Here is a 20,580-nt window from a genome sequence, read left to right as displayed (position 1 = left end):
ATATGAAGATTATGACCACCCTTTCAATTATAGCTGGACACGAGTGCGCTGCCGCGCAGCCGTCCCAAGTCCCGCAGGGACGCCCGACCTTAGCCCAGCCATTTATGGCTGGGTTTTAATTGGTGTCCAATCAAGTCCCGCTAGGGACGAAAGAAATTCCCGTATGCAACTGGCGTTCACCCGCTCGCCCCACGCTTCTCATTAGAATCATGGTTCCCCGCCCCGCACAAATTAATATGGTAGCCACCGGCGATTTTTTCTAAAGTGCCAGCCTGATGAAATCTATTTTGTCTGAAGCGAGCCGCGTTCCCTTTGCGGCGCAGGTCGAAGAAATTGTCGCCGGCACGCCCGTCTATGACATTCATACGCATCTTTACGAACCTGCCTTCGGCGATTTGCTTTTGTGGGGCATTGATGACTTGCTGGTTTATCATTATCTCGTGGCCGAATCGTTTCGGCAACACCGGCTCCCTTACGATAAATTCTGGTCGCTCCCCAAATCCGCGCAAGCCGAACTCATCTGGCAGGAACTTTTTCTCGAGCATTCGCCGATTTCGGAAGCCTGCCGCGGCGTGCTGACCACGCTGCACGCTTTCGGTCTCGACGTAAAAAAACGCGACCTGCCCGCTTTGCGCAAATGGTTCGCCGCTCAGACGGTCGAGGCGCACATCACCCAATGCATGCAACTCGCCGGCGTGAGCAAAATCTGCATGACGAATTCGCCCTTCGATGATTCGGAACGCCCGGTGTGGGAGCGCGGATTTTCCCGGGACGAACGCTTCACCGCCGCTTTGCGGATTGATCCGCTCATCTTGTCGTGGATTGAAACCGCACCCCGGCTGGCGCAGTGGGGTTATCACGTGACGCCCGAACTCGGCGCGCAAAAAACGTACGACGAAGTCCGCCGTTTTCTCGCAGACTGGACGAAACGCATGAACGCGCGTTACCTGATGGTTTCATTGCCGCCCGACTTCGCTTATCCCGCCAAAACGGACCCGGCGAATTTGATCGAGCACGCCATCCTCCCGCATTGCCGTGATTTCGGTTTGCCTTTTGCGCTGATGCCCGGCGTCAATCGCGCGGTGAATCCCCAACTCAAATTGGCTGGCGATGGCGTCGGTCTCACCGACTTGACCGCGCTGCAAAACCTTTGTGCGCAGAATCCCGGGAATAAATTTCTCACCACCGTGCTCGCGCGCGAAAACCAGCACGAGCTTTGCGTCCTCGCGCGGAAGTTTCGCAACCTCCACATCTTCGGTTGCTGGTGGTTCACGAATATTCCCGTGCTCATCGAGGAGATCACCCGCATGCGCATCGAATTGCTCGGCCTCAGTTTTACGCCGCAACATTCCGACGCGCGCGTGCTGGATCAACTGGTTTACAAATGGCAGCACAGCCGCCGCATCATCGCCCGCGTGCTGGTCGAGAAATACACCGAGCTTGGGCAAACCGGCTGGCAAACCACGCGCGCGGAAGTCGAGCGTGATGTGAAAGACCTTTTCGGCGGCGCCTTCGAGCGTTTTTGCGGAACGTGATGAGTGGCCGAGACCGCTGGAAAAAAGTACGGATGCTGGATTTTTGTCAAAAACTGCCTAAAAACCGACGATTTTTTCTGTGAAAGTATTCTTTACATAAGTGACGGGTTCGAGTAGTTTTATCGGACTCAGCAGACGTTTGTCCCGTGACCACTTGCTTCAAAGAAGTTTTCGGCCGCCAAACCTCCAAGGTTGGGCCTTCCCGCTTTTTTTCCAGAAATCTTCAAAACCGTGGCTTCACCCTGATCGAACTGATGTTCGTTGTCGGCATCTTTGCGGTTCTCGCCGCACTTTTGCTCCCCGCTTTAAATCGTTCCCGGGCGCGCGCGCAGGCGATTCTCTGCATGGGCAACAGCCGCCAGCTTTCCTTCGCATGGACGATGTATTCGAGCGAAAACAACAGCAGCCTCGCTTACAATCTCAGTCCCAACATGCAGCAGCGCAGTTTCGCCCCGACGATTAATCCGAATTGGATCAATAATGTGATGGATTGGGAATTGACTCCCGGAAATACCAATCAGAATTTCATCACCCAATCCATCCTTGCGCCTTACGCAAGTTACTCCGCCAATATCTATCATTGCCCGGCTGACCATTTCCTGAGCGATGTCCAAAAAGCCGCCGGCTGGACCGCGCGGGTTCGGAGCATGTCCATGAATGCAATGGTGGGTGATCCTGGTATTGTTTTGCAAAACGGCGGCAACATCAATAACCCCGGTTTTCAACAATTCGTGAAGGAATCGGACTTTCGCGATGCTTCATCCATTTTTGTTTTTCTCGATGAACATCCGGACAGTATTGACGACGGTTATTTTCTCGATACGCCGCCACCGGCAGGTGGCCGGGCTGAGTGGGTTGACCTTCCCGCTTCCTATCACAACGGCGGCGGCAGCTTTTCCTTTGCGGATGGCCATACGGAGATTCATCGTTGGCGCTCCGCCAGCACAATTCGGCCCGTAAACAACGCCGGTCTGCCCTTTGTCATTCCGACCGGCGACACGGCTGATTTCGATTGGGTGATCAAGCACACCAGTTTTTCCACTCAGTAACTGGCTGGTTTTTTGTTTTCTTCGTGTGTTTCGGCGTTTTTTCACCTCTTTTGTTCCGCAAAAAAATCTCGTCAGAGCCGCCTTCTGCTGGTAAGTTCAGACTCAATCTAAATTTTATGCAACCCCGCACTCGCCTGATTCATTTTCTTTTGCCGATTTTTTTAATCTCTGCGACGGTGTCTCTCGTCGGTTTCGCCGCATCCGCGCAAGTCGCTCCCCTCGCCCAAACTCCCAAACCCGGTGACGCGCTCTCTTTCGACTCGCTGATCAAGGAATTGACGCCCGAAGCCGGGAAGCCGACTGCCGATTTCACTTTCAAAGTCACCAATGTCTCGGACGAATCCGTGGCGATCGGCCGCTTGCAGCCTTCCTGCGGTTGCACCACCGCCAAACTCCCCAGCACTCCGTGGGTTCTCGCGCCACATACCAATGGCGACATCAGCGTCTCGGTCAATCTCGCGGGAAAATCCGGCGCCTTCACCAAAACCGTCACCGTCTATTCGACGAACAACCAAATCCTGAAAGTCCTGACGGTCAAGGTCACCCTGCCCGAAAACATGGCGATGATGCGCGTGCGCAATAATGCCATCGCCGCCGCCGATCCCCAGGCGGTTTTCAAGGGCGCTTGCGCCAAGTGTCACGTCGAGCCAACGCGGGGGCTCATGGGCAAACCGCTTTACGCGGCGGCTTGCGGCATTTGCCATGAAGCCAAACCGCGCGCCACCATGGTCCCCGATTTGCACGTGTTGAATCATCCGACCTTCTACGGCTACTGGCATTTGATCATCAGCGACGGCAAGCCCCACAGCATGATGCCCGCGTTCAGCACGGCCAAGGGTGGCCCGTTGACCGACGAACAGATTGATTCGCTCGCAAAAGTTTTGACCCAGGCATTTCCCTCGATGCCCACGACGACTGCCATGCCCATGCCGATGGGACGCACGAACGTGATGGCGCCCACGTCGTTGAGCATTCATTGAACCGCCGAAATCGCGGTTGAGATTTCCCGAATGAATTTCCTTCGCTCAACTTTTGGCGCACTCCTTTTTTGATGACGTCCGGCGTGCGCATTGACAAGTGGCTTTGGGCGGTGCGGATTTACAAGACGCGCACTCTCGCTGCGGACGCCTGCCGCAACGGACGCGTCACGATCAATGGCCAGCCTCTCAAACCCTCGCGCGAAGTCCGTATTAATGAACTCGTCGTCGCACAGACCGGCGACCTCACGCGCACGACCAAAGTTTTGGGCTTGCTGGAACGGCGCGTCGGCGCGTCGGCAGTGAAGCAATTTGCTGAAGACCTCACGCCCGCTTCCGAGTACGAGAAGAAACGCGAACCAGTGCTCCAGCCGCTTTTCTTCCGACCCAAAGGCGCAGGGCGTCCTACGAAAAAAGACCGCCGCGATTTGAAAAAGCTCGACGAAATTTTGTAGCGCCTATTTGACCTCGGCGACTTCCATGCCGACCAGGCAAACATCATCCACGAAATCCGCGTTCTGCGCGAACGCCCGGATTTCCGCCAGCAACGAATCGAATAACTCCGCCGCCGGCATTTGCGTCCGCTTGCTCACCGCCTCGACCAGCATTTCGTGGGTATAAAGCTGGCCGTCCGCATTTTCAACTTCGTAAAGGCCGTCCGTGAAGAGCATCACCAAATCGCCGGGAGCCAACTGGCTTTCCGACGTGGGATATTGCGCGTCAGAAAAGAGGCCGAGCGCGGGATTGCTTTTGGCGGTGCGGTTCGCGAGCAATTCCAGCTTGCCGGAGTTGCGATGAATGACAAAGGGCTTGGGATGGCCCGCGTTGGCGTAGCGCAAACGGCCGGTGATGGAATCCGCCGTGAGATAAAAGGCCGTGATGAGCGTGGGCGAACCGGTTTGTTTCAGGATGGCGCAAAGGTCGCGATTGAGTTGCGCCAGCAGTTTTCCCGGATCGCCGCTGACTGATTTGATTTCCTCGACCAATGCGCGGACCATCGCCGCGACTAGCGCGGAGCGAACACCGTGCCCCATCACATCGCAAATAAAAACTCCCGCCTCAGTGTCCGACAGCGAGAGCACATTGAAATAATCGCCGCCCACCGTGCCCGTCGGCAGATAGCGATACGAAAAACGAAACCGGCTGTCGCGCGGCTCGGCGGATTTCGGGAACGTGGGAAATTGCTGCGGGAGCATCGTCTGTTGGATCTCACGCGCCATCTTGAGATCGTCTTCCATCTCCGCATTTTTTTTGCGCAAGGCTTCGCGGCTGCGCGCCAGTTCGGCCGAGGCGAGGCGGACTTGTTCCTCAGCCCGCCGCCGTTCGGAGATGTCCCAAAAAATTCCCTGCAAACCGATGATCTTGCCATGCGCATCGTGGAGCGGGGTCTTGACCACCTGCACATAAATTTTTTCACCCTCCGGCGGCTGATGCTCCTCGACGGTCTCAAAATTTTTATTCTGCTCCATCACCGCGAGATCGTCTTTCTGGTATTTCTCCGCCAGTTCGCGCGGGAACAAATCAAAATCCGTCCTGCCGATGATTTCGGACGCGGGCTTTTTCAACGCCGCGCAAAAAAGCTGGTTCACGAACGTGAAATGGCCTTCCTTGTCCTTGCGAAAAATATTTTGCGGCAGCGTCTCGACCAGCGAATGATAAAGCGCTTCCGATTGGCGCAAATTTTCCTCGGCCCGTTTTCGCTGCGTGATGTCCTCGACCGTCCCTTCGTAATAAAGCAGTTGTTTCCACGCATCGCGGATGGCGCGCACATTTTCCGCGATCCAGATGATGCTGCCGTCCTTGCGATAAATGCGCGATTCAAAATCCGTCACCGTATCATGCTCCTGCATGAGCTTGATGAATTCCGCGCGGCGGCCAGGTTCGACATACAACTTGCGCCCGATGTCCTTGACGCTGGCCATCAATTCCGCCGGCGAACCATAACCATAAATGCGCGCAAGCGCGGCGTTGGCGCTGATGTAATGCCCGTCGGGCGTGGTCTGAAAAATTCCTTCAACAATATGTTCGAAGATGCCGCGATATTTTTCCTCGGCTTCCAGCAACGCGGCGTCTGCGCGCTGGCGTTCGATGGCGTAGCGGATGGCGCGGCCCAGCAGTTGCGGGTTCAACTGGCTTTTGAGCAAATAATCCTGCGCGCCGACATGCACCGCTTCAATCGCCACGGCTTCATCATCCACGTGGCCGAGCACAATGATGGGGACCCGCACTGCCTCCGCCTGGGCGCGCTCGATATTCGCCAGGCCCGCGCCGTCCGGCAGCGAAAGATCAATCAGGGCAAGGTCGAACACGCCTTCCATGAGACAGGTGAGCCCTTCCTCAAAATGGGCGAATGAAACCAGATCAAACGTCGCACCCTTGGCTTCCTTAAGCATCCCCTCGATGAGCCAGGCGAATTCCGGATCGCTCTCGATCAGCAAAATTTTCAGCGGCGCGTTTTCCATTGGAGAATTACACCACCAGATTTGCGCGGCAGGAAAGAATCCCTCGCATCGCCGCTTTCATTCCCGGCCGGCACTTCCGGTCCGCGGTCCATTTCAAATCGTTATGCACGTCAAGTGGCATCGCACGCATGCCAAAACAACTAAGCAACCACACTCAAGTTCTGGCAAGGAAAAATGAATGTTTGTGAATAACTCGTGCACTGTTCACCCAATCAAAATCACCGCCAAATTCACGATGGCGCACCGCCCGGTTACTCGCTATCAATCTAACATGAAGCGATTATTTTGCACGCTGCTCGGATTCGCCATTCTGCTCGCGCCAACCGTGAGTTTTGCCGACGAAGCCGACACATTTCTCCAATCGGAAATGCAAAAGCACCAGATCGCGGGCTTGTCCTTGATGGTAATAAAATCCGGACGGCAAGTGAAAGCGGCGGGTTACGGCGTGGCGAATCTCGAACTCAACGTCCCCGCCACCACGAACACCGTTTATGAAATCGGTTCAGTGACCAAGCAATTCACCGCTGCGGGAATTCTTCTGCTCGCGCAGGACGGCAAGCTGTCGCTCGACGACAAAATCAGCGCGCACCTGAAAGACACCCCCGCGAGTTGGTCCAACATCACCGTGCGGCATCTGCTCACGCACACATCTGGCATCACGAATTACACCGGGCTCGACGGATTTGAATTGCGAAGACATCTCACGCAGGCACAATTTATTCGCGAGATCGGCAAATATCCGCTCGCGTTTCAGCCCGGCGATAAATGGTCTTATTGCAACTCCGGCTTCAGCCTTTTGGGTTACATCATCGAGAATGTGAGCGGCACGAATTACTGGGAATTTCAGCGCGAACGGATTTTCAAACCGCTCGGCATGGAGGCCACGCGTGATCGCAATCCCCACGTGGTCATTCTAAACCGCGCCTCAGGTTACGAATTGACCAACCACGTATCCATTAATCGCGATTATGATTTGACCGATATATTTTCGGCGGGCGCAATCGTCTCGACCGTCGCGGACATGGCGAAGTGGGACGCCGCTCTGAATGGCGATGCGCTGCTCACCGCCGCGAGCAAGCAAGCAATGTGGACGCCAGCGAAACTCAACGACGGCAAAATAAAGAACTACGGTTTCGGCTGGTTTCTCGATCCTTACAAAGGCCACAAAAGCATCGGACACAACGGCGCGACCTCGGGATTTTCGGCTGCGATCCAACGCTTTCCTGACGATGCGTTGGCCGTGATTATCTTGAGCAACACGGACGAACAAATCGCTTCCACGCTCGCGAAGAAAGTCGCGGAATTATATTTCGACAAAAAGCCTTAGCCGGCGCGGCCTCGGATGGTATCAAAAAATTCCTCCGCGATGATGTAGCCGACGCAATTCGCGGAGCCGCATTGGCAGGGATGCTCCTTGTAGTCCACAAGATCGTAATTGTAATTGAAAGTGATTTCCTCGCCCGCGGCAATATCGCGAATCGCCACGATCCAGATGCGTTCGCCGTCCTGTTCCGCCTCGGCGTTCGGCGAGCAACTGTGATTCAGCAACCGCGCGGGGTTCCAATCCACATTCCCATCGAGATCATATTCGTCATTGATCGTAAAAATGTAGGGATTGTCCAACTCGCATTGGCGCAGCGATTCGGTCTTGTCAATCTTCCGTCCGAGATATTCGATAAGCTGCGTCCCCGAAGGAATGGCCGCGCGCGCAAATCCACCCGTCCCGTGAATCGCCGAGTTATTAAAATGAATCCATGATTCCGACTGCATAAAAGCAATATAGCTGCTCGCAAAACTTTCGACAATAGTTCCTGAAACTTACGCGCGAATGGCCCAGCGAAGTTTGGCGCTCGAGGCGCGCGGGTTGGCGCGAACTTCTTCCGACGTGGGACGTATGACCTCGCGGGCGATGCGGGCATAAGCGCCGCTTTGTTCAGAAGACTGGAAAGATTTTTTTACGCGCCGGTCTTCGCCGGAATGGAAAGTCAAAATCGCGACCCGGCCACCGGGCTTGAGGCAATCAAGAAGCTGGCGCAGAAAAGTTTCGAGGGCATTGAACTCATCGTTGACGGCGATGCGCAATGCCTGGAAAACGCGGCGCGTGCTCAATTCAATTTCCGTTTCACCCCGGCGCGTGGGACGCAAGGCAGCGTGAACGTGCTGCGCCAGCGATTTGGTGGTGGCGATGGGCTTTGTGCTGCGAACACGGCAAAGATGTTCGGCAATGACTCGCGCGTAAGGCTCGTCAGAATTCTCGGCGAAAATTTGCGCGAGCGCGGCGGCATCAATATTGCCAAGCAACGCGGATGCAGGCTGTCCCCGTTGAGGATTCATGCGCAAATCGAGCGGACCATCGAGCTTGAACGAAAACCCGCGCTCAGGATTGTCAATCTGCATGGACGAAACACCGAGGTCCGCCAATACCATGTCTGCCGCCGCAATATTTTCTGCTGCCAGCGCTTGCGGAAGACCGGCGTAATTCGTTCGGCGCACGAGCAAAGACTCTGGCGGAAAGCCGAGCGCGCGTAATCGGGCTTCGGTGCGCGGAAGTTCGATCGGATCCACGTCCAATCCAAGCAAGCGGCCGCCGGGGAGAATGCAGGGAATGATTTCGCGGGCGTGACCGCCGTAACCCAGCGTACAATCCACGGCCATCTCGCCCGGCTTCGGCGCAAGGATTTTCAGTATTTCGCGGACACATATTGGGCGATGCGTCCCGGCGGGCGTCTTGCCGCTGGCGATCACCTTTTGGACATCGGCAACATAGCGGTCGGGATTTTGTTCCTTATATTTATCGGCGAACCGGCGCGGGTGCGTGCCACGGTAACGGACGCGCCGTTTGTGAGGCGTCGCCGGAGTGCTGGCATCGGATGTCGGGTTTTCGGGCACGAAATTTCGACTATATATAAATGCCGGCGGTCGGCAGCAAAAGGTATTTTGAAGTTCTAAAACTCAGGATTAAAAAAATTTAATTCGCGCGGCTCGCACCTTGTAAAAATCAGGCGCATGGCTTACAAGTCTGTCAATGAGTCTGCCGCTCCGAGTTTTGCATTTGGAAGACAACCCGAACTACTCGGCGCTCGTGCAGTCGAAGCTCGAAGCCGAAGGCTTCGAGCCGGACATGGTGTGCGTGGAGACGCGCGAGGACTTCCAGGCGGCATTGGAAAAAGGCGGTTTCGATCTCATCATCGCCGACTATTTCCTGCCCACTTACGACGGCCTCAAGGCGCTCAAACTCGCGCAGGAAAAACAGCCGGAGACACCGATCCTGCTGGTCTCGGGAACCATCGGCGAGGAGGCGGCGATCCAGAGTTTGCGCGCGGGTGCCACCGATTACGTTCTCAAACATTGGCCGGAACGCCTCATGCCCGCCGTGCACCGCGCCTTGCGGGAATCGGAGGAACGAAAAAACCGCCTGCGGGCGGAAAGCGAATTGACGCGTCGCGAAAAACATTTTCGCGCGATCACGGAAAATTCATTGGACGTGGTGAGCGTGTTGGATCGCGAGGGTATGTTCCTCTACAACACGCCTTCGGTGGAAAATCTGCTCGGCTATCGTCCGGAGGAATTGAAGGATCGGAGCGCTTTTTCTTTTATCCACGAGGAGGATCTGAAATCCGCGCGCGAGACTTTCCAGGCGAACATCGCCGCATACCACGACGCGGCTGAAATTTCGCGTGCGGCATCGCGACGGGACGTGGCGTCATCTCGAAACGATTTGCAAAAGTTTTTTGGACGACCCGGAGATTGCGGGCGTGGTGGTCAATTCGCGCGATGTCAGCGAACAACATCGCGCCTTGCAATATAATGCGGTGCTTTCGCGGCTGGGATTACAATTAAGTTCCGCGCTTTCCGCCGAAGACGCGGCGCACGTGATCGGGGACAGCGCGGCAGAATTGTTTGGCTGGGACGCGTGCTCGCTGGATCTCTATTCTGCGCAGGAAGACAAAATTCTTCCCATCCTGAACATTGACACCGTGGATGGGTGCAAGGTGGAAATTCCCGCTTCGGAAATCGAAGACTCTCCTTCGCCGCGTTCCCGGCGGATTTTGAGCGAAGGCGCGGAATTGATATTGCGCGAAGAACCGCTAGCGATGACGCCGGACGCCGTTCCCTTCGGCGACAAGGCGCGCCCATCGGCCTCGCTGATGTTCGTACCCATCCGCAACGGCCCGCGCGCCCTGGGAATCTTATCCATCCAGAGCTACAAGTTGAATGCCTACGATCAGCGGGCGCTTGATGGCCTGCAAACCTTGGCGGATTATTGTGGCGGGGCGCTGGAGCGCATTCGCGTGGAACAGGCATTGCGCGAAAGCGAACGGCGGTTCCGTCAATTATTCGAGGATTCGCCCGATGCGGTTTTCGTCGAGGACATCGAAGGCCGCGTGCTGGATGCAAACGCGGCAGCGGCGCGTTTGCAGGGAATGACGCGCCAGGAATTGATCGGAAAAAACCTGGCCGAACTGGTGCCGCCGGACGAAGCGGCAGCGGCGATGTCGCTTTACAAAAAATTAGTGGCCGGAGAGATGCAGCAGATCGAGGGGAAAACTTTGACCGCGCAAGGCCGCGAAGTGCCGGTGGAAGTGCGGACGAGCCGCATTGATTTTTCCGGCCAGCCCGCGTTGCTGCTGCATGTGCGCGACATCTCGGAACGCAAACGCGCGGAAGAAGCGCTGGTCAGTTCGGAAATCCGGTTTCATTCCGTCTGGGACAATTCGGTGGATGCGATGCGGCTGACGGATGAGAATGGCATCATCGTGGCGGTCAACGCGGCTTACTGCAAACTCGCCGAAATGAACCGCGAAGACCTGGAAGGACAACCGTTCACAATCGCCTTCGCGGAGTCAGAACACCCTGATCAACTTCTCGATCTTTACAAGGAACGCTTTGCCACGCGAACCATGACAAGACAGGTCCAGCGAAAGATGACCTATCGCTCGGGCAAAACGGTCGAGATCGAAGGCTCAAATACATTCGTCGAATCGCGTGGCCAACAAACGCTCCTGCTGGGCTTGTTCCGCGACACTTCCGAACGCAAGCGGCTCGAGGAACAGTTGCGCCAGTCCCAAAAAATGGATGCGATCGGGCAACTCGCCGGCGGCGTGGCGCATGATTTCAATAATATTCTCACGGTGATTCAGGGCCATGCGTCCCTGCTAAAAAGCGTGGTTCCGAACAACACTTCGGCGGAGCAAATCTCGCAGGCGGCGGAGCGCGCCGCGGGACTCACACGGCAGTTGCTGACTTTCAGCCGCCGCCAAATGATGCAGCCGAAAGCGCTCGACTTGAATTCGGTGGTGAGCAATTTGACGAAGATGCTGGGGCGGATTTTGGGCGAGGACATTTCGCTTCAGTTCAATTATTCGCCGAACCAGCCGGTGGTGCATGCGGACGTGGGAATGATTGAGCAGATCCTCCTGAATCTGGCGGTGAATTCGCGCGACGCCATGCCCAACGGTGGGCAGTTGGCCATTCGCATTTCCGTTTTGCATTTGAGCAGCGACAAACTGGCGGAACATCCCGAAGGTCGCGAGGGCGAGTTTGTGCGGCTAAGCGTGCGCGACACCGGCACGGGAATTGATGCGGCGACGCTGCCGCATATTTTCGAGCCGTTCTTTACGACGAAGGAAGTCGGCAAGGGAACCGGGCTCGGGCTCGCGACGGTATATGGTATCATCAAGCAACATCTTGGCTGGGTGGAGGTCGAAAGCGCCGTCGGCAAAGGGACGACATTTCATGTTTTCCTTCCGTGCGTGCGCGAAGCGGCGGCGAGCGCGGAAAAAACTTCGGCGACCCCGGGACCGCGCGGCGGCAATGAAACTATTTTGGTAGTGGAAGATGAATTGCCCGTGCGCGAACTGGTTTGCAAAATTTTGAAGGGCGCGGGTTATCAAGTGCTCGAAGCGGCGACCGGCGTCGAGGCGTTGAAAGTTTGGGATGCGCACAAGGATCAGATAGATTTGCTGCTCACGGACATCGTTATGCCCGACGGCATGAGCGGACGCGACCTCGCGGAAAAGGTGCAGGCGGCCAAACCTTCGTTAAAGGCAATCTTCACGAGCGGCTACAGCGCCGACATGATCGGGAAGGACTTTGTGATCCAGGAGGGCGTGAACTTTTTGCAGAAGCCTTACCTGCCGCAAAAAATGATCGGACTGATCCGAAACTGTTTGGATGGGAAATAGGTCAGGGCTCGCGGATACACTCGCCCGTCCGTTGGAAATTATTCGTAGGTTTTTTCAAGTTGCTTGACGCGCGGATAAACCGGGGAGCTGGGCTGGATGCGCGCTTTCACATCTTCAAAAACTTTTTTGGCTTCAACCGGGTCGTCGTGCGAAACGAGGACCACGTAATCGAGTTCGATCCACGCGAGGCGCGGGTCTTCGATTTTAGGGCCGTAAGCCTTAAGCCACTTCCGAATGCCCACCGCGCCGTTTTTCTGTGCGATGTCATAGGTGGAGCGAAGGTTGTCGGGCATGCCCGGCAGTTGATCGCCGTTGACTGGGCCGACCGCGGCTTCCTTTGCCTTTACATCTTGGTCTTTGTCGTATGTGTCCCAAACTTCAAACAACTGGTAACCGCCCCATATGACCAGTGCGATAATTAAAGCGCCGATTAATTTACTCATGTTTCCTCCACTCGTTCGATACGCGCGCCGAGCTGGCGCAATTTTCCGTCAATGTTTTCGTAACCACGATCCAAATGATAAACGCGATTGACCTGCGTGCTGCCTTGCGCGGCCAGCCCGGCAATCACCAGCGCCGCCGATGCCCGCAAATCGCTCGCCATAACCGGCGCACCACTCAGGGGCTTGCCACCTTTGACGATGGCGCTTGGCCCTTCAATCTCGATATCCGCGCCGAGGCGGGCTAGCTCACTCACGTGCATGAACCGCGATTCAAAAATACGTTCGGTGATAATGCTGATACCGGGCGTCAAGGCCATCAAAACCATCATCTGCGCCTGCGCGTCCGTTGGAAAACCGGAATAGGGCAGCGTCGTGACATCCACCGGTTTGAGGCGTCCGCCACGTTTCACCGTAAGCGCGGTGCCGCGGCGTTCCACTTTCACACCGGCATCGCGAAGCTTATCGAGAACTGCCGTAAGATGATCGGGACGTGCGCCGAGCAGCGTAACTTCGCCATTGGTCGCGGCGGCGGCCATCGCGTAAGTCGCGGCTTCGATGCGATCGGGGATGACTTCGTGCTCCGCGCCGTGCAAAGTTTTGACGCCGGTGATCGTAATCGTCGGACTGCCCGCGCCAAGAATTTTCGCGCCCATCGCATTCAGAAAATTGGCGAGGTCAATCACTTCGGGCTCGCACGCCGCGCTCTCGATGATCGTAACGCCTTCAGCCAGCGTGGCGGCCATCATGACATTGGCGGTGCCGAGCACGGTCGAACCGGCGCGTCCGCCGAGAAAAAGTTCGCGGCCAATTAATTTCTTCGCGTGCGCGTGGACATAACCGCCGGAGACTTTAATTTTTGCGCCAAGGGCTTCAAAGCCTTTCAAATGCAAATTGATTGGGCGCGCGCCGATGATGCAACCGCCGGGGAGCGAAACCGTGGCCTTGCGCAAACGCCCAAGGAGCGGGCCCATGATGCAGATGGAACCGCGCATCTTGCGGATCAAATCGTAATCGCCCACGCCTTTGATCTTGTGCGCGTGGACCCGCAAGGTATCGCCTTCGAGCGACGCCTGCGCGCCGAGCGACGCGAGGATTTGCACCATGAACTTGACGTCGCTGAGATTCGGCATGCGGCGGATGACACACGGCTCGCCCGTGAGCAGCGTCGCCGCCATGATGGGAAGCGCGGCATTTTTCGCGCCGCTGATGGTGACTTCCCCGTGCAATGGCACACCGCCCTTGATCAATAAACTATCCATTTAAAATTCGCTTTCTACTGCGCGCCCGACGCAGGCGATTCGCCCGCGCGCGCGATTAAAATTCTCGGGCGCTTACTGTAATCGGCTTTAACGGCTTCGACAATCCACTTTTGCGATTCAAATATTTTTTGGATCTCGGACTCCTGGCCGTCACCGAATTCGAGCATAATACGGGCGTTTGGTTTGAGAAATGCCGGCGCCTCGCTGGAAATACGGCGGTAAAAATCAAGGCCGTCGGCGCCGCCATCCAGCGCAAGACGCGGATCAAAATCGCGGACCTCAGCATCGAGCGTGGCGATTTCGCCAGTGGAAATGTACGGCGGGTTGGCGACGATTAGATTGAATTGGGTGCTTGCGGGCAGCGCAGCAAGTCCATCGCCCTGAAGAAATTCAATGCGCGATTCGACTTGATGGCCCATTGCATTTTCGCGTGCGATGGCAAGAGCGTCTTCGGAAATATCCAAGGCGGTGACGTGGGCATTTGGAGATTTCACGGCGAGCGTGATCGCCAGACACCCGCTGCCCGTGCCGAAATCAAGAGCGGTGATTTCATTGGTGTTCGCGTTGTGAAGTTCCTTGAGAAAATTCCAGCCAAACTCGGCGAGCAATTCGGTTTCCGGGCGGGGAACAAGGACGTGATTTGTGACTTTGAGTTCGAGGCCGCAAAAGGAAGTGGAACCGACGATATGTTGCAGGGGCTCGCGCAGACCGCGGCGGCGAACGAGTTCGCGAAGATTGGCGAGTTCGGGTTCGGCAAGTTCGCGCGAAAAATTAAGATACAGTTGCATCCGCGGGAGCTTGAGCACGTGGGAGAGAAGAAGCTCAACTTGAAGGCGCGGAGATTCAACATCTTTTTTCGCGAGAAAATCGGTGCTGCGTTGAATGACTTCGAGAACGGTCACGGCGAGACGATAGGTATTATATTCAAGGGGCAAAAGTTTAAAATGGAGGGGTGACGTTTGGAAATGAGTGATTTGTGGGTTGAGTCATGGAAATTTTTTCTATTACGGTGACCCATGCCTGCGAAAGCCAAAAGATTGCAGATTTTTTTACGGCAGTTAAAAGCTGCGCCTCCGGCAAGTTCCGCTGATGATGCTTTCAAACTGTTGGCGGGAATTCTCAACGCGGTGGAAGATGAATTTTCGGGAATCTCCTACAGGCCGGAAAATTGGCGAAATGACGGGCGGATGTATCCCCCACAAGAAGATTCGCGCGTGAAATCTCTCGAATATCCTTCGTTGCGAAATATCGCAACAAAGGGCATTACAGCTTTATTGGGCCTAATGGCTCGATCCGCATTGAAACTTTGGAGGGAAAAATTCTTATCAATAAACCGGGCACAGATGGGCGAAAGACCCACGAGTCGGATTTTTAAGTTGGTTGAATGAACCACTTTGGGAGGTTAGTTGACAACTATTCCACGCAGGGTATATTCACTCTGTGTAATATGGAAAAAATCGAACATTTTAAAAAACTTTTAGCCAGGTATCTCCCCCAGAGCCAAATCAAGATAGATGAGCCGGAGCATAAAGGGGGCAGTCATTGGCTGGATGTAACCCTCGGCAAAAAACGCCACACATTAAAATATCACGCTGGAAAAGGCTTTGGGCTGTTTCATGAGGATGCTGGATATGGTGAAAGACCCTCTGAGTTTTATCGCACTCCCGAACGGGCGGCGCAAAGGCTTGTGCAGTTGATGAATGCTGAAAAAGGCAAAGCCCCGCGACTGGGATTAAGAGATATCCGTGAGTTGTATGGACATTCCCAGGTCACGCTCGCGAAAAAAGCCGGGGTAAAACAGCCATCAATCTCACGGTTTGAAAAACGCGGAGAGGTAAAACTCAGCACCCTGGCTGCAACGATCAAGGCGCTCGGCGGACGATTGGAAATGCGGGCTCTTTTTCCAGATGCGGATGTTCCTATTAACTTGTTGAAATCGAAAGGATGACCTGTCCATGCTGAGCCTGGTAGTCATTCGCGCGCAAAATATAGATAAGCTGGCAGATTTTTACGCAGCTCTTGGATTTCATTTTACCAGGCACCGGCATGGGAACGGGCCTGAACATTTGAGCAGCACCATTGGGGAAACCGTTTTTGAAATATACCCGTGCATTGATCCAATGGAGAGCACCGCTTCCACGCGGTTGGGATTTTCTGTGCCGTCTTTATCCAGTACTTTGGGAAAGTTAAGGAACCTTCACGCCACGGTGCTTGCCGGGCCGGCTGACACGCCATTTGGCCGGCGGGCGGTAGTCAAAGATTTTGAAGGCCACAAGGTGGAATTATACGAAAAGGAACCCAGTTCGAGTCAAAATCCGGCCTAGAATTCGTGAGTGATTGCGGTCCGCGTAACGGAAAATCAAAATGCCGCTTGCGCTGAAGGGGGTGCAAACCTATTTTCGCTGCATGAAACGATTTTATTGTTTTTCGGCAGTTTGCCTCCTTTCGCTCTCGCCCATCGTGCGCGGGCAGGATTCAACGTCGGGCGGCGCGGCGGCCATCGCTTCGCGCCAGGAGGCCGAAGAAAATTACAACACCCTCAAAGGGCATATTGACGACCTGCTCGCCGCGCAAGCGGACCAGGCGAAACAAATCCAGGCTTTGCGCCGCGAGATTGAGGATTTGCGGTTGCAGATGAACAAACCGTCGGCCAATTACGCGACGGCGGATGACCTCAAGCAACTTGCCAATTCGGTGCAGGAAATTGAAAAAAATCGCGCTGCCGACAAGGAACTCATTTTAAAGAAAATGGAAGAGTTGGGACAGGCGGTGTCCGCTCCGGTTCCACGTGCGTCATCGCATCCGATGGTTTCTTCGCCAGATGCCGGGACTACTTCAGGCACCGCGCCCGGACCCGTCGGTGATCAAAACGGTTTTTATTACACGATCCAAAAAAATGATTCGATCTCAGGCATCGCGCAGGCGTGCCGCGAGCAGCAGGGTTTAAAAGTTTCAAGCAAGCAGATTGAAGAAGCGAATCCGAATGTGAACCCAGCGAAGTTGAAGGTGGGCACGAAGATTTTTATCCCAGCGCCCAAAGGTTTCACACCGAAATAAATCAACCTCTTTACGGACGAGCTAAAGAAGTCGCGACCGCGATTGGCGCAGGGAATGTGACGGATGCGGATGGCTGCGGGAGGGGCTTAACGGGATGCGTCAGGAGAAAAACCAACAGCCCACCACCGACCACAATGCGATACCAGCCAAAGGCGATGAAGGTGTGGGTTTGGATATAGCGCAGGAGCCATTTCACCGCGATGAACGAAACGATTGCCGCAACGACCGAGCAGAGAATGACCATCCCCCAATCTTCGTGCGGGGCATCGGCGGCAGGATGATGCAGGGCTTTGAAAATTTTAAACCCGCTGGCGGCCAGCATCGTGGGAATGCCAACGAGAAAAGAGAATTCGGTGGCGAGGGGACGATTCAGGCCGAGCAGAAGCGCGATGAGGATGGTCGTGCCGGAGCGCGATGCGCCGGGAAAAATCGCGGCAATTAATTGGCCAAAGCCGACGGCAACAGCGATGGACCAAGTGACGTCATCGCTCATGCGTTTTCCGCGGAGCATGGATTCAACGATCACGAAAAGTATGCCGCCAATCAATAGAGCCCAGGCAACTGGTGTAAGTTCTTCCGGCAATTTGAAATGTTTCTTTTCAAGAATAAGACCGCCAATGCCCGTGATGACGAAAGCCAAAATAATTTTCAACAGATAATCGCGTGTCGCAGGTTCGTTGAAGCGATGCATGAATTGGTCGAAACGCTTAGAAAAAAGCGGGATGACGGCGAGCACCGCACCAGCCTGGATGACGACGTTGAAGAGGTCGGTTTGATGGGTGTGCAGAATGTGCTCCGCAATGAGCAGATGGCCGGTGGAGGAAATCGGTAGGAATTCGGTGACCCCCTCGATGATTCCCAAAATGATGATAATGACGATATACGGCATCGGATGTTTAGACGGGAAAATGGCCGGAGTTACAAGCAGGAAATGGTTCTCGCGGACGGCGAATGGAAGAAGCACAGAAGACTCCAATAGATATATTCTCAGAGATGATCCCGCTTTCGTCCCTGCAAACTTAAATTCACAATAAAAAAGCCCGGCAATTTGCTGCCGGGCTTTTCGCAGAATCGTTCAGATGCCAAATTAAAATACGATCGGCATGGGACCTTATTTTTTATTCCCATGCACTTGCGCGGCGACTTTTAGGCGCAGGCCATTCAAACGGATGAAGCCCGTGGCATCGTCCTGGTTGTAAGCCTTCGTCGGGTCGGCTTCCATCGTCGCGATGTGCGGGTTGTAGAGGCTCACCGGGCTCTTGCGGCCCGCGGTCATGATGTTGCCTTTGTAAAGCTTGAGCCGGATGGTGCCGGTGACGTGTTTCTGGCTTTCGGTCACGAGCGCCTGCAACGCCAGCCGTTCCGGCGCAAACCAGAAGCCGTAATAAACCAACTCGGCATATTTTGGAATGAGCGAATCGCGCAAATGCATCACTTCGCGATCCATGGTGATGCTTTCCATCTGCCGATGGGCGAAGTGCAAAATGCTGCCGCCGGGCGTTTCATAAACCCCGCGCGATTTCATGCCGACGAAACGATTTTCCACGAGATCAACACGCCCCACGCCGTGTTTGCCTCCAAGTTTGTTCAATGTCCGCATGACGCCCAGCGGGTCAAGCTTCTTGCCATTGACCGCGATGCAATCGCCCTTGTCGAAATCGAGCGTGACGTACTCCGGTTTATCAGGCGCGTCTTCAGGCGAGACGCTTAATTTAAACATCGGCTTGTTCTCGGGCGCGAAGGCATCGAGCCACGGGTCTTCGAGAATTCCCGCCTCGTAGGAAATGTGCAGGAGATTGCGATCCATCGAATACGGTTTCTTCGCGCTGGCTTCGACGGGGATTTTTTTGTCAGCGCAATATTGAATCATCTCGGCGCGACCGGGAAATTGAGCGCGGAAAGAAGCATCGCGCCACGGGGCGATGATCTCCAATTCCGGCGCGAGCGCGGCAGCGGTGAGTTCAAAGCGTACTTGGTCGTTGCCCTTGCCGGTGGCGCCGTGGGCGATGTAGTGAGCCTTTTCCTTGCGGGCAATTTCCACCATGCGCTTGGCGATAAGCGGGCGCGCAATGCTCGTGCCGAGAAAATATTGGTTCTCGTAAATCGCGCCGGCCTGCATCATCGGGAAAATAAAATCGCGGGCGAACTCGGCGCTGAGGTCGTCAATGTAAAGCTTCGACGCGCCGGTTTTCATGGCCTTTTTGTCGAGGCCCTTGAGTTCCTCTTCCTGGCCGATGTCGGCGCAGAACGCGATCATCTCCGCGTTATATTTTTCCTTGATCCACGAGAGGAGCACCGATGTGTCAAGGCCGCCCGAATATGCCAAAACAATTTTCATAGTTGTAAATCCAATCAGGTTAATAATGGAGAACGCGGGCGGAGTTTCAAGTTTTCAGTAGCCGGTTTTCAGTGGAAGATTTTTATTAACGGTCGTGGGGTGTGCGCGCAAAATAAGATGTTATAAAAGCCGGAAGCCGTGTATTGGTTAAACCGTTCAAACGCATGAATGCCCGTTCACTTTGGTTGTTGATTGCAAGTTCGATTCTGCTGGCGGGTTGCGGCACGACCAGCGAGCGAACGCATCCCAATTCCCCGATTGCGATCACAATACCTTACGGCTCGCTGGATTCCCCTGGCTCTTATTTGCCTGGCAGCCGGCACAGCAATAATTTTTACGTCCTTCTGACCAATGTCAGCGACCAGCCGGTTCGTTTATGGACGGAGTGGTGCAGTTGGGGATATTTCTCGCTTCAATTTGAAGTCACTGAAAAAAATGGAACCGTACATGTGCTGAAGAAAAAGTGGATCAATTTTTACGTGAACTTTCCCGACTACGACAGTCTGAAACCGAATCAGTCTATGGTCTGGAACATCGAACTTTCGTCCCAGGAATGGGAGGACTTATCCTGGCTGCCAAAAGATGGAGGAGCAGCAGTCAAGTTGAAGGTGATCTACCAGGTCAATGCGGATGACGATTCGGACGAACACACAATTTGGACGGGGCGCGAGGTCTCGGACGCGTACGATTTTACTTTGAGCGGACTTTACGATAGCCAGCCGAATAAACAAAAAACCCAGCCATAAATGACCGGGCTTTGTTCAAGTAGCAACCAAAGATGCGCCCCGCGCTACTTCGCAAATTAATCCAAATGATGGCCAGTGCTGTCGCCCGGAGCGCCGGGATTGATGAGACAAGCGGGGGCCGTTTGCAGGTCGTTCAAACTATAGCTGGTCGGAAAGCTATTGGCGGGATCTGCCGGGCAAGTCGGCGCCGTGCCCTGCGTGCCGCGGCCGAGATACGGCTGAATGTTCCCGATCACCGGAACGGTGTTTTGCGACGCGCGATTTTCCAGCGCCCAGGTTTGCTTGGCGCCGTCAATCTGCCGGAGGTTATTGATGCAGGCGCTTTGCTGGGCCTTCAGGCGGGCGCGAACAAAATTTGGAATGGCGATGGTCGCGAGCAGACCGATGATGGCCACCACGATCATGATTTCCACCAGGGTAAATCCCGCCGTCCGGGCAATTTTGATCTTCATATTATTTTTGCTTTCTAAACATTTTGCCGTTGCCGGCCGCCATTCCATTCATCCGCGAACCTCCGCTCGCAATGGTT

Annotated in this window: 21 protein-coding genes; 12 read left to right on the top strand and 9 right to left on the bottom strand. The window is 54.9% G+C overall.

Annotated elements, in window-relative coordinates; all coding sequences use genetic code 11:
- Positions 1 to 275: 275 nt before the first annotated feature.
- From VH413_12550 to VH413_12535, 4 genes are all read left to right on the top strand, one after another.
- Complete coding sequence (locus tag VH413_12550; GenBank protein ID HEX3799521.1) at positions 276 to 1,535, top strand: glucuronate isomerase; 1,260 nt, start codon at positions 276 to 278, stop codon at positions 1,533 to 1,535.
- A 146-nt stretch (positions 1,536 to 1,681) separates the two neighbouring features.
- Complete coding sequence (locus VH413_12545; protein HEX3799520.1) at positions 1,682 to 2,584, top strand: prepilin-type N-terminal cleavage/methylation domain-containing protein; 903 nt, start codon at positions 1,682 to 1,684, stop codon at positions 2,582 to 2,584.
- Positions 2,585 to 2,700: 116 nt separating this feature from the next.
- Positions 2,701 to 3,564, top strand: coding sequence for a DUF1573 domain-containing protein (locus VH413_12540; GenBank protein ID HEX3799519.1), 864 nt, complete (start codon positions 2,701 to 2,703; stop codon positions 3,562 to 3,564).
- 71 nt (positions 3,565 to 3,635) lie between these two features.
- Positions 3,636 to 4,016 carry an RNA-binding S4 domain-containing protein gene (locus VH413_12535; protein HEX3799518.1) on the top strand — a complete coding sequence of 127 codons (381 nt, stop codon included), beginning with the start codon at positions 3,636 to 3,638 and terminating at the stop codon, positions 4,014 to 4,016.
- Between the two features lie 3 nt (positions 4,017 to 4,019).
- Here the strand turns inward: VH413_12535 and VH413_12530 are convergent, their stop codons facing one another.
- Positions 4,020 to 6,023, bottom strand: a complete 2,004-nt coding sequence (locus tag VH413_12530) for a SpoIIE family protein phosphatase (protein HEX3799517.1) — start codon at positions 6,021 to 6,023, stop codon at positions 4,020 to 4,022.
- A 271-nt stretch (positions 6,024 to 6,294) separates the two neighbouring features.
- Here VH413_12530 and VH413_12525 point away from each other — a divergent pair, with 271 nt between their 5' ends.
- On the top strand, positions 6,295 to 7,350 hold the full coding sequence (locus tag VH413_12525) for a serine hydrolase domain-containing protein (GenBank protein HEX3799516.1): 1,056 nt from the start codon (positions 6,295 to 6,297) through the stop codon (positions 7,348 to 7,350).
- Here the strand turns inward: VH413_12525 and VH413_12520 are convergent.
- Both VH413_12520 and rsmH read right to left on the bottom strand, forming a co-directional pair.
- Positions 7,347 to 7,793 carry an SET domain-containing protein-lysine N-methyltransferase gene (locus tag VH413_12520; protein ID HEX3799515.1) on the bottom strand — a complete coding sequence of 149 codons (447 nt, stop codon included), beginning with the start codon at positions 7,791 to 7,793 and terminating at the stop codon, positions 7,347 to 7,349. The two genes, VH413_12525 and VH413_12520, sit on opposite strands and share 4 nt — an antisense overlap.
- 48 nt (positions 7,794 to 7,841) lie before the next feature.
- A complete protein-coding gene (gene rsmH / locus VH413_12515) occupies positions 7,842 to 8,912 on the bottom strand; it encodes a 16S rRNA (cytosine(1402)-N(4))-methyltransferase RsmH (GenBank protein HEX3799514.1) in 1,071 nt (356 codons plus the stop codon).
- A 136-nt stretch (positions 8,913 to 9,048) separates the two neighbouring features.
- Here rsmH and VH413_12510 point away from each other — a divergent pair, with 136 nt between their 5' ends.
- Complete coding sequence (locus tag VH413_12510) at positions 9,049 to 9,831, top strand: response regulator (protein HEX3799513.1); 783 nt, start codon at positions 9,049 to 9,051, stop codon at positions 9,829 to 9,831.
- Positions 9,779 to 12,208 (top strand): PAS domain S-box protein, encoded by a 2,430-nt coding sequence (locus tag VH413_12505; protein HEX3799512.1) that lies wholly within the window; start codon positions 9,779 to 9,781, stop codon positions 12,206 to 12,208. The genes VH413_12510 and VH413_12505 overlap by 53 nt, the downstream gene beginning before the upstream one ends.
- Positions 12,209 to 12,246: 38 nt before the next feature.
- Here the strand turns inward: VH413_12505 and VH413_12500 are convergent, their stop codons facing one another.
- The 3 genes from VH413_12500 to prmC are packed head-to-tail and all read right to left on the bottom strand — an operon-like array spanning position 12,247 to position 14,845.
- Entirely contained in the window at positions 12,247 to 12,651 is a 405-nt protein-coding gene (locus VH413_12500; protein ID HEX3799511.1) for a hypothetical protein, read from the bottom strand.
- A complete protein-coding gene (gene murA, locus VH413_12495) occupies positions 12,648 to 13,910 on the bottom strand; it encodes a UDP-N-acetylglucosamine 1-carboxyvinyltransferase (protein HEX3799510.1) in 1,263 nt (420 codons plus the stop codon). The genes VH413_12500 and murA overlap by 4 nt, the downstream gene beginning before the upstream one ends.
- A gap of 14 nt (positions 13,911 to 13,924) precedes the next feature.
- Positions 13,925 to 14,845: a peptide chain release factor N(5)-glutamine methyltransferase gene (gene prmC / locus VH413_12490; GenBank protein HEX3799509.1), complete on the bottom strand. Its 921-nt coding sequence runs from the start codon at positions 14,843 to 14,845 to the stop codon at positions 13,925 to 13,927.
- Between the two features lie 81 nt (positions 14,846 to 14,926).
- Here prmC and VH413_12485 point away from each other — a divergent pair, with 81 nt between their 5' ends.
- The 4 genes from VH413_12485 (at position 14,927) to VH413_12470 (ending at position 16,967) form a co-directional block, all read left to right on the top strand.
- Positions 14,927 to 15,298: a hypothetical protein gene (locus VH413_12485; protein HEX3799508.1), complete on the top strand. Its 372-nt coding sequence runs from the start codon at positions 14,927 to 14,929 to the stop codon at positions 15,296 to 15,298.
- Positions 15,299 to 15,357: 59 nt separating this feature from the next.
- Entirely contained in the window at positions 15,358 to 15,858 is a 501-nt protein-coding gene (locus VH413_12480) for a helix-turn-helix transcriptional regulator (protein HEX3799507.1), read from the top strand.
- 7 nt (positions 15,859 to 15,865) lie between these two features.
- A complete protein-coding gene (locus VH413_12475; protein ID HEX3799506.1) occupies positions 15,866 to 16,234 on the top strand; it encodes a VOC family protein in 369 nt (122 codons plus the stop codon).
- 82 nt (positions 16,235 to 16,316) lie between these two features.
- A complete protein-coding gene (locus tag VH413_12470; GenBank protein HEX3799505.1) occupies positions 16,317 to 16,967 on the top strand; it encodes a LysM peptidoglycan-binding domain-containing protein in 651 nt (216 codons plus the stop codon).
- A gap of 10 nt (positions 16,968 to 16,977) precedes the next feature.
- Here the strand turns inward: VH413_12470 and VH413_12465 are convergent, their stop codons facing one another.
- Complete coding sequence (locus tag VH413_12465; protein ID HEX3799504.1) at positions 16,978 to 17,931, bottom strand: undecaprenyl-diphosphate phosphatase; 954 nt, start codon at positions 17,929 to 17,931, stop codon at positions 16,978 to 16,980.
- 147 nt (positions 17,932 to 18,078) lie between these two features.
- A complete protein-coding gene (locus VH413_12460; GenBank protein ID HEX3799503.1) occupies positions 18,079 to 19,305 on the bottom strand; it encodes an argininosuccinate synthase in 1,227 nt (408 codons plus the stop codon).
- Between the two features lie 164 nt (positions 19,306 to 19,469).
- Here VH413_12460 and VH413_12455 point away from each other — a divergent pair, with 164 nt between their 5' ends.
- Positions 19,470 to 20,051: a hypothetical protein gene (locus VH413_12455; protein HEX3799502.1), complete on the top strand. Its 582-nt coding sequence runs from the start codon at positions 19,470 to 19,472 to the stop codon at positions 20,049 to 20,051.
- Between the two features lie 56 nt (positions 20,052 to 20,107).
- On the opposite strand, the gene VH413_12450 is transcribed toward VH413_12455, so the two are convergent.
- The gene (locus VH413_12450) at positions 20,108 to 20,503 is read right to left on the bottom strand and encodes a type II secretion system protein (protein HEX3799501.1); all 396 of its coding nucleotides are present in this window, start codon (positions 20,501 to 20,503) and stop codon (positions 20,108 to 20,110) included.
- Positions 20,504 to 20,580 lie beyond the last annotated feature (77 nt).

This window comes from Verrucomicrobiia bacterium, assembly GCA_036268055.1.
Classification (GTDB): Bacteria; Verrucomicrobiota; Verrucomicrobiia; order Limisphaerales; family Pedosphaeraceae; genus DATAUW01.
Note: the sequence above shows the minus strand (reverse complement) of the source record. Positions and strands in the feature narration are given on the sequence as shown.

Excerpts from the sequence above, each read along its gene's own strand:
- VH413_12540 (HEX3799519.1), top strand. The coding sequence starts at position 2,701 with ATGCAACCCCGCACTCGCCTGATTCATTTTCTTTTGCCGATTTTTTTA.
- VH413_12450 (HEX3799501.1), bottom strand. The coding sequence starts at position 20,503 with ATGAAGATCAAAATTGCCCGGACGGCGGGATTTACCCTGGTGGAAATC.
- VH413_12475 (HEX3799506.1), top strand. The coding sequence starts at position 15,866 with ATGCTGAGCCTGGTAGTCATTCGCGCGCAAAATATAGATAAGCTGGCA.
- VH413_12460 (HEX3799503.1), bottom strand. The coding sequence starts at position 19,305 with ATGAAAATTGTTTTGGCATATTCGGGCGGCCTTGACACATCGGTGCTC.
- VH413_12500 (HEX3799511.1), bottom strand. The coding sequence starts at position 12,651 with ATGAGTAAATTAATCGGCGCTTTAATTATCGCACTGGTCATATGGGGC.
- VH413_12455 (HEX3799502.1), top strand. The coding sequence starts at position 19,470 with ATGAATGCCCGTTCACTTTGGTTGTTGATTGCAAGTTCGATTCTGCTG.
- murA (HEX3799510.1), bottom strand. The coding sequence starts at position 13,910 with ATGGATAGTTTATTGATCAAGGGCGGTGTGCCATTGCACGGGGAAGTC.
- VH413_12530 (HEX3799517.1), bottom strand. The coding sequence starts at position 6,023 with ATGGAAAACGCGCCGCTGAAAATTTTGCTGATCGAGAGCGATCCGGAA.
- VH413_12510 (HEX3799513.1), top strand. The coding sequence starts at position 9,049 with ATGAGTCTGCCGCTCCGAGTTTTGCATTTGGAAGACAACCCGAACTAC.
- VH413_12520 (HEX3799515.1), bottom strand. The coding sequence starts at position 7,793 with ATGCAGTCGGAATCATGGATTCATTTTAATAACTCGGCGATTCACGGG.
- VH413_12535 (HEX3799518.1), top strand. The coding sequence starts at position 3,636 with ATGACGTCCGGCGTGCGCATTGACAAGTGGCTTTGGGCGGTGCGGATT.
- VH413_12525 (HEX3799516.1), top strand. The coding sequence starts at position 6,295 with ATGAAGCGATTATTTTGCACGCTGCTCGGATTCGCCATTCTGCTCGCG.
- VH413_12485 (HEX3799508.1), top strand. The coding sequence starts at position 14,927 with ATGCCTGCGAAAGCCAAAAGATTGCAGATTTTTTTACGGCAGTTAAAA.
- VH413_12550 (HEX3799521.1), top strand. The coding sequence starts at position 276 with ATGAAATCTATTTTGTCTGAAGCGAGCCGCGTTCCCTTTGCGGCGCAG.
- VH413_12480 (HEX3799507.1), top strand. The coding sequence starts at position 15,358 with ATGGAAAAAATCGAACATTTTAAAAAACTTTTAGCCAGGTATCTCCCC.
- VH413_12470 (HEX3799505.1), top strand. The coding sequence starts at position 16,317 with ATGAAACGATTTTATTGTTTTTCGGCAGTTTGCCTCCTTTCGCTCTCG.